At 56.8% G+C, this 7,995-nt stretch carries 8 protein-coding genes and 1 pseudogene; 4 read left to right on the forward strand and 5 right to left on the reverse strand.

What is annotated here, in order from left to right; genetic code table 11:
* Positions 1–299, forward strand: a 299-nt coding sequence (locus AAAB35_RS12170) for a hypothetical protein (protein WP_340668542.1), incomplete at its 5' end; no start/stop codon positions are given.
* A gap of 445 nt (positions 300–744) precedes the next feature.
* On the forward strand, positions 745–1,245 hold the full coding sequence (locus AAAB35_RS12175) for a cytochrome b (protein ID WP_340668550.1): 501 nt from the start codon (positions 745–747) through the stop codon (positions 1,243–1,245).
* 58 nt (positions 1,246–1,303) lie between these two features.
* On the opposite strand, the gene AAAB35_RS12180 is transcribed toward AAAB35_RS12175, so the two are convergent.
* Positions 1,304–1,825 carry an isoprenylcysteine carboxylmethyltransferase family protein gene (locus AAAB35_RS12180; protein ID WP_340668544.1) on the reverse strand — a complete coding sequence of 174 codons (522 nt, stop codon included), beginning with the start codon at positions 1,823–1,825 and terminating at the stop codon, positions 1,304–1,306.
* Positions 1,822–2,874: a type III polyketide synthase gene (locus AAAB35_RS12185; RefSeq protein ID WP_340668545.1), complete on the reverse strand. Its 1,053-nt coding sequence runs from the start codon at positions 2,872–2,874 to the stop codon at positions 1,822–1,824. The genes AAAB35_RS12180 and AAAB35_RS12185 overlap by 4 nt, the downstream gene beginning before the upstream one ends.
* A gap of 208 nt (positions 2,875–3,082) precedes the next feature.
* On the opposite strand from AAAB35_RS12185, the pseudogene AAAB35_RS12190 reads away from it, so the two are divergent.
* Together AAAB35_RS12190 and AAAB35_RS12195 are read left to right on the forward strand one after the other, a co-directional pair.
* Positions 3,083–3,799, forward strand: a pseudogene (locus tag AAAB35_RS12190) (IS6 family transposase).
* Positions 3,800–4,030: 231 nt separating this feature from the next.
* Positions 4,031–4,267 (forward strand): hypothetical protein, encoded by a 237-nt coding sequence (locus AAAB35_RS12195; RefSeq protein WP_340668546.1) that lies wholly within the window; start codon positions 4,031–4,033, stop codon positions 4,265–4,267.
* A 128-nt stretch (positions 4,268–4,395) separates the two neighbouring features.
* Here the strand turns inward: AAAB35_RS12195 and AAAB35_RS12200 are convergent, their stop codons facing one another.
* The 3 genes from AAAB35_RS12200 to AAAB35_RS12210 form a co-directional block, all read right to left on the reverse strand.
* Positions 4,396–4,686, reverse strand: a complete 291-nt coding sequence (locus tag AAAB35_RS12200; protein ID WP_340668547.1) for a cytochrome c — start codon at positions 4,684–4,686, stop codon at positions 4,396–4,398.
* Positions 4,687–4,696: 10 nt separating this feature from the next.
* A complete protein-coding gene (locus tag AAAB35_RS12205; protein WP_340668548.1) occupies positions 4,697–5,899 on the reverse strand; it encodes a molybdopterin-dependent oxidoreductase in 1,203 nt (400 codons plus the stop codon).
* A 579-nt stretch (positions 5,900–6,478) separates the two neighbouring features.
* Positions 6,479–7,995: SulP family inorganic anion transporter (locus AAAB35_RS12210; RefSeq protein ID WP_340668549.1), on the reverse strand; the 1,517-nt coding region annotated here is incomplete at its 5' end.

Genomic DNA, 7,995 nt, shown 5'->3' on the forward strand with positions numbered 1-7,995 from the left:
ACCTCCCACGAAGGGCAAGAAACACTGACATGTCGGTGATGACGAAAATCGTCATCTATGCCGGGACGGACAGCGGCAAGTACGTGCTTGTGCTGCAGCTGCAAGAGGATAACCCGTACCTAGGCGAGCCGGTCGTGATCAAGACGCCGACTGATGCCACATTTTTAAGTGCTCCCCGCACCGGCATCGGCATCGTGCATGCACCGAGCGTGCAGCACATCATGACGAAAAGCCAATGCTCGGGCTTTGGTCCGATATTGCTCGTACCGGCTCCAACAGAGGATGGAGGCTGGGGGTGAAGACCTGGTGAATGACGGGGTCGGATGGGACTGGTTGATGGGATTCGATGTGACCAGCCCCCGCCTTGCGATACGCCGGGCGCCCTACCTTCTTCATGATTTGCGTTTCCCGGTCATTTCGGTCCTTTACCGGAAGATCCGTGCGCATTTCCTTAATTGTCGCCAATTATGCCTTGTCGTCTGGCAACTCCCCCGCCGATCCCTGCGACTGACATAAAAAAACTCTATTCAGCGTCGTTAAGGCTGCCGTCAGAATTGCAGCGTAACCGACACGTATTGCTCCAATGAAAAAGCAACCACAAGCATGCAATTCTTTCCCATTTTAATTACAGTCGCTCTCATTTGCACGGCGAGGCCGAGTCTTGCAGAGCCACCGTTCAAGTTCTCGATGACGGGTAGCTTCGGGCACCGATGACGAGAACGTTAGCAGGAGGCAAAGTTGACATTGAAAAAGTCCGGTTCACTTTCATTTTCATTGCCGCAACGTGTTCTGCATTGGCTGACAGCTGCACTCATCTTCTTTAATTTGCTCCTTCCCGACGGAATGAACGAGTGGAACCGGAGTATCAAACGAACGGGAACGGCATCTGCGGACCAAATATCAAGCGCGAATATCCATGCCTATGTCGGTGTCGCAATATTTGTTCTCGTCGTTGTTCGCCTAGCTCTACGGTTCGTCCAGGGTGTCCCGGCTTCGCCATCTGAAGAGCCAGCAATTTTTAGGCGAGCATCCAAGTACGCGCATATGGCCCTTTACTTCGTTCTTGTTGCCATGCCGGTCACTGGGATTGCAGCCTATTATCTGGGGTATAATGGTGCAGGTGACATACACGCCGGTGTTCTCAAAGTCATCCTTTGGGCGCTCATTGCCGCCCACGTCCTTGGGGCTCTTGTTCACCAGTTCTATTGGAAGACGAACGTTCTCAGGCGTATGACGATGGGTTGAGCCGGAGATTCTTGAGGAAGGAAGGCCGGCCGCGGCCGAGCTCACGAACTACTTTATATTAACTCCTGAGGCTACTTCGCACCGACCGGGCATTGGATGATGCAAGAGCATCGGTCTCTGCCCTGATCCGTATCGTCAGCACCAACGCATTGGCGATCGAGAAGGAGGTCGCATAGATCGGCATACCAAAGCACATCGGTAGAACTGCGATTTCGCCAACCACCACAAGATAGTTCGGATGTCGCAAAAAGCGATAGGGGCCCGTCGATACAAGTGCTTCTCCGGGCATTACGATAATTCGAGTGGTCCAGCGGCGACCAAGTGTCGATAACGTCCAGAGCCGTAACGCCTGAAGTCCTGCGAATACGCCTACCCACCCAATATAAAGGGGAGCGTTCCAAGCAACGAGCCAGAGCCCCATGAGCCATGTGGCATGCAGAATGACTATTGCCGGATAATGCGAGGCTGCGATTTCGTAGGCTCCGCTTGCCAAAAGGGCGCGAGTATTACGCCGGGCAATCCAGATTTCTCCAAGCCTCTCCAGGGTCACCGCAGTTAGGAGCAGGATCGACAAAATCATGCAGCGGCTTTCAAGGACACGCAGCTCAGCGTGAAGCCTGGTCCCATGGCAGTCAGCAAAGTTCGACGCGGTAAGCCGGTGGAGATAAGACGGTCGAGCACAAACAATGCTGTCGGTGAGGACATGTTTCCGTAGTCCCTCAACACATCGCGCTCGTGATTCAGAGTGCCCTGACCGAGTTCCAAAGCAGTTTCCAATGCGTCGATCACCTTCGCGCCACCTGGATGGCAGGCGAACCGATCAATGTCCTCAAGTGTCAAATTTGATCGGGCGAGAACGGAGATAAGAGCCGGGCGAACATTGGCCGCAGCAAACGGTGGAATAGACCGATCGAAAATGACTCCCAGCCCTTCCGGATCGACGCTCCATCCCATAATGTCAAGCGTATCAGGCCATGTATGTTGACCGCTCATTTCTACCTCGGCTAGTCCTTTATCAGCCACCCGCAATACACAAGCGGCGGCACCATCACCAAAAAGCGCGGTGGCGACGATGTTGGCTTTCGTGAGCTTGTCCATGCGAAATGCCAATGTGCAGGTTTCAACAGCTACGAGGAGAACGACTGATCCCGGCCGAGACGCCGCCAGCCGCGATGCAATAGACAACCCTGAGACGCCACCAGCACAGCCTAAACCGAACACCGGAACCCGTTCGACATCATCCCTGAACCCCAGCTGCTGGCTTACGCGCGCTTCCAGGCTGGGCGTCGCGATTCCGGTCGATGACACCGTAACGATGGTGTCAATGTCGTTGGCGGCTAGTCCCGCAGATTTAAGGGCCCGGGTAGCTGCGTTCACAAACATCGCGTCAGCTCCCTGAAGGTGGGCGGCGTTTCGGTCAGGCCATCCTCTCGTTTCAAGATACCAGTCAATTGGTCTAACTCCGTACCGTCGCCGGATACCGGAACTTTGAAACACTTTGGCCAAGCGTTCGAAGCCGCCAAAACGGGAGGAAAATGCTTGGTGAGATGCTCGCGCGGCGTCCCGTTGGTCAAGGACATAAGGAGGGACTGCGGTACCCACGGATACCAGCTTGACGGATTGAGGCATTAAGCTTCCCTGCGAAGGCGCTTCATTTATATGGGCCAGCTGCGCCAGTGCAGGTCCGATGTCTGAACGTGCCGGTTGTCCCAAAGTTGCATCGGAAGCACAATTCTCTCGAAGGTTCTAGAATTAACAGCACGGCAAGACAGCACTTCACGATCAAGAACCGTCGCAATAATTCCTTCATGGGCACTGTAAACTTGTCCGGAAATTTATGGAGAGGCTGGAAATCCGGCTTGACCAGCAGCATCGTGATCCCCTTTACCTCTGCAATCGCTTTCCATCCGAGATCATCGCGCATGCGGTGTGGCTGTATCTTCGTTTTCGGCTGAGCCTGGGTAAGGTTGAGGATTTGCTCGCCGAGGAAGGGATGACTGTTTCCCATCAAGCGATCCGGACCAGCGGAAAAGTTCGGCCGGAATTTCGCCAATCGAATTCGCCGCAGGTCAGGGCCGTTTCGGCGACAAATGGCATCTTGATGAAGTTGTCGTCAGCATCGCGGGCAAATAGGAATGACTCTGGCGCGCCGTCGATTAGGGTGGCTTCATCCTTGTTTTGGTGCAAAGCCGGAGAAATACAAATGCGGCAGAGCGTACTGAGAAGGCAGGGCAGCACACCACGTGCAATGATCACCGATAAGCTTCGCTCCTATGCCACCGCGAAACGCCAGGCCGTACCCGGTGTTGAGCATCGGCGTCACAAGGGGCTGAACAATCTAGCGAAGAATTCGCACCAGCAGATCGGGCGACGATAACTGGTCATGAAACGCTTCAAGTCAGCACGACAACTTCAACGCTTCGTCCCCATCCACGATCCGATAGCTAATCTGTTGCATTTTCCCCGCAACAATTTCTCATCTGCCGGACATCGCGATCTGCGCAGAACGACCATGGCAGTATGGAACGAAATCGCACATGCGATGCTGGCCTGAGATTTAATCGGATTAACTTCTCCGCACCTTCACGGCTGTCGCAATGTTAAGTTTACAGTGCCGAATAGGGCTTCACTCGCTTCCTGATAGCGCACGATCGGTTTCAATGTCAGCGCCCTGACAGATGCGCTCATAGGGTATGGTTTTGCATGAAATTCCTGAGGGGATTGTTACCTACGCGCTCCTCATTCGCGGGGGTTCTCGGACAAGCGATCGCTGCTACTTGGTTTTGTGGCGGCGGCGCTGTCCACCCCGATCGTTACACTCGCGTCGTTTCCGTTTATCAGCAACATCGATGCAGTCCTGCTCGGCAACCCCTTCGCATTTTCAGCCGACGTTCTGATCTATGTCGGCGTCACACACTTGCTGCCTCAGGCTGATCGTGAGCCGCGCAAATTCCATTTCATCGCGCTGGTAGCGGGAATTATGATTGCTATCGCAATAGTTTTCACGCTGCGCCACTATTGAAATGGCGTCGCCTGAATGGTCGCATCGCTGAAGAGTGACCATGTCCTCGTCGAAGCACGCGGGAATGGGAAGACGGGACATTGCCTTGGCACTGCAGTGAGTGTTCCACCAACGCTGATCGCCGAAGATTACGGTTTGCCGTAGTTTGCGGTGAGGTATTCGATGATCTTTTGCTGATCGGCCTCTTCGACCGGTGCGCCAAAAGTCTTAACCATCTTAGTCACTTCCGCTGTCCAGCCCTTCTGGTCGAGAAAGGGCGAGTTCATCTGCACATAATCGAGGCTGTGGCAGGCGGTGCAGTTCTGCTCGACGGCCTCAAACCCGTCGCCGGGCTTCAGTTTGATTGCGTCCTCGTCTGCATTCGCCGACAGGGAAAGCGCGAAAGTGATGATTGCGGCACTCTCCAGAAACCTGATCATTTCGATCCTCTCAGACCACCTTGAGCGCTAAGCGTTGGGCAATGTTGTTGTGGTAGCCGGCGCCGTTGAACAGGAGCTTGTCGACCTGTGTCGCGCCAGCTGCATTCCGGGCCCTGACCATGATCGTTGCCGCGCCCGCCTGTCCCGGCGTGTAGCCGTGTGTCCACTGTCGCCAGGCGAACCGGCCGAGGTCCTTGCCGAGCGCGGCCTGCGTCCAATTGCTGCCGCCATCGGCCGACACTGCGACTTCGACGATCCCGTAGCCGCCGTCCCACGCGATGCCTTTGATGTCCACCGGCTGACCGGCTTTGACTTCATCGCCGTCCTCGAGATTGATGATCAGTGAGTTCACCACGATCTCGGTGATCGGCGTCGTCGGCGAGTCGACCGGTTCCTGAGATACGAAGCGCTGAACGACGGGGAACAACCCTTTCGGAATACGGTAAGCGGTGTTGACCCAGAAGTTCTTGAGGGGCTCCTTCAGCACCTCGATATCGACGATATGCTTCATCCAATAGGTGGCTGTCCAGCCGGGGACGATGATGCGGGCGGGGAAGCCGTTCCAGTGCGGCAGTGGCTCACCGTTCATTTCGAAGGCGATGAGCGTGTTCTCGTCGATCGCCTTCCAGATCGGAACGCTTTTCACGAAGTCCGGAGTCTTGTCGACGACCGGCCCGTCGGCGCCGTTGAACGAAACCTCTAACGCTTCTTTGGCAAGCCCAACCCTGTCGAGCACGTCCTTCAGGCGGACGCCTCCCCATTTGGCGTTGCCGATGGCGCCGTTGCCCCATTCGACGCCCGGCACGTGCGGATCCGAGAAGCCACGGCGCTCGCCCGAGCACTGGCATACGGCGGCGATCTCAACCCTCTCAAATTTCTTCAGATCATCTAGGCTGAACTCGGCCGGGTTCTGCACCGCCGGTCCGCCGACCCGCACTTTCCAGGCCGCAAGATCGACCTTCGGAATATCGGCTAGGTGGTAGCGGACGAAGAAGGCGTTGTTCGGCGTGAACTCTTCGTTGAAGTAGCTGATCGGCGTTTCGTAGTTGGGCGGCCGATAGGTCCTCTTCATCAAAGGCACCTTGCCCGGAAGCGCCTCCAGCACCTGCGTGGCGACTGCGCCAGACGGCAAAGCAAGCTGCGCTGCTCTGGCATGCGGGGACAACCATGAAGCGCTGCCTGCGACGGTCAGCAGACCGACGCCGCCTTTCAAAAGCTGGCGTCTGTTCATCTGGAAATCTCCAGTTGCTCTCCAACAAAAAATTATATTCCAAATCCAGAATAGTAGAAGCAGAAAATCAAGAGCGACCGCTGGGCGGGAAGAGGTTTGCTCCGTGTTCTCGATGGACCACCTGCTGGCCAACACAGCTCTGCCCGCGTCGTACATCTGGATCAACGATGGGCCCTTCGGCCGCCATGCCGATTTATGCGGGGTCAAACATGAACCTCGCCATTCTTCGGCACCAAGGACGGCGGCACGCAGCCGGCCCATTCGGGATACGAGATGACTTTCCGGGTGCAGATTCTTGCCTTTCTTCTGATCGCACCCTTGAGGCGCCGCGGCGACGTTCGTGAAAATGGTACCGTACTTCCCACGCCAATCGTTACGCCGAGTCGATAGACGACCGCATGCGTGAGCGTCAGCGTTCGCCGGAGCTTTGCGCGAACCGGCATCACTCTGCACAGTCTTTTGCCTACCGGCGCCGACAATTTCCGCGCAAGCGCCACGCCGCGGTTCCGGTGTGCGTTTGGTTCCGATTATCGCTTGTGTTGCGAGAAGGCCGTCAAGGAATCAGCGGATCGGTGCCACAAGTTTGACCAGCGGTGCCGAGAGCAACTCCGGCGACAGCGCCTGCAGAGCATCGAACTGGCTCAGGAAAATCTGCCCGGTCAGCTCTGCGAGGAAATGCGAACGTTTCAGCCGGTCCATCACAGGTCCCTTGACCTCAGACAGATGCAGCCGGATGTCGGCCAACGACAGTCGATGGTTCAGGGCCTCGATGCTCTCGAGCGCCGTCGCGTCGATTTCATTGACGGCCGAGCACATCAGCACGACGTCACGCACGTCCGGGCTTTTCAGGGCGAGGTCGGTGACGGCTTCTTCCAGCCAGCCGGCATTGGTGAACGTCAGGCTCTCGTCAATGCGAACATTGAGAACCCGCGGGCTGGTGGCGACTTCGTGGCGGTTGATGTTTCGAAAGTGCTGCGTACCGGGGACAAGCCCTACGATTGCCATATGTGGTTTCGAGGCCTTGTGCAGGAACAGCAGCACCGAAAGGCCGACACCGGCAACCACGCCTGCCTCGACGCCCGCAACCAGCGTCATGCCGATGGTCAACATCATGGCTGCAAAGTCGCGTTTGGAATAATGCCAGACATCGATGGTAGCCTTGATGTTGATGAGACTAAGGACTGCGACGATGATCGTGGCTGCCAACGTCGCATTGGGCAGAAAATAGAGCAGTGGCGTCAGCGTCAGGGCAGCCAGACCAATGCTGATGGCTGTAAAGACGCCGGCGGCCGGAGTTTCAGCACCAGCATCGAAATTGACGACGGAACGGGCGAAGCCACCTGTGACAGGGTATCCGCCGGTGAAAGCGGCCGCCAGATTTGAAGCTCCAAGGCCGATCAGTTCCTGGTCCGGCCGAATGCGCTGGCGGCGCTTGGCGGCGAGCGTCTTGGCAACCGACACGGATTCCACGAAACCGATGATGCTGAGGAAAAGAGCGGGCGCTGCGAGCTGCATCCAGAGTTGCGGATCGAACAACGGAACTGTCAGCGGTGGAACACCGGTCGAAATGGTGCCGACGATCTTGACGCCGTGTCCGGCAAGATCGAACAATGCGACGGCGGAGGTCGTCAGCGCAATGGCAAAGACGGGACCGGCCTTGGCGATGAGGTCGGCTGCCCTCGTTTTCAGACCGGCGCGGATCAAGAGTGGCTTCAGGCCCTTTCTGACCCAGAACAGGAAGGCGACGGCCGGAATGCCAACCATAGCGGTCCAAAGATTGAACTGGCCGATATTACGCGAAAAGCTGCCAATTATCGCCACCAGGCTTTCACCGGAGGTTTTGATGCCGAGAATCTGGCCGATCTGGCTGGATGCGATGATCAGGCCCGACGCTGTGATGAAGCCGGAGATGACGGGGTGCGAGAGCAGATTGGCAAGCGCCCCGAGCTTCAGAAGGCCCATGACAACCAGAATAAGCCCGGACAAAAACGCAAGGATGAGTGCCGCCGCGATATATTCCGGCGAGCCGGCGGCCGCCGCCTGGCTGGCAGCCGTCGCCGTCATCAGGGAGATGACGG

It is taken from the genome of Phyllobacterium sp., from assembly GCF_037994425.1.
Lineage (GTDB): Bacteria > Pseudomonadota > Alphaproteobacteria > Rhizobiales > Rhizobiaceae > Phyllobacterium.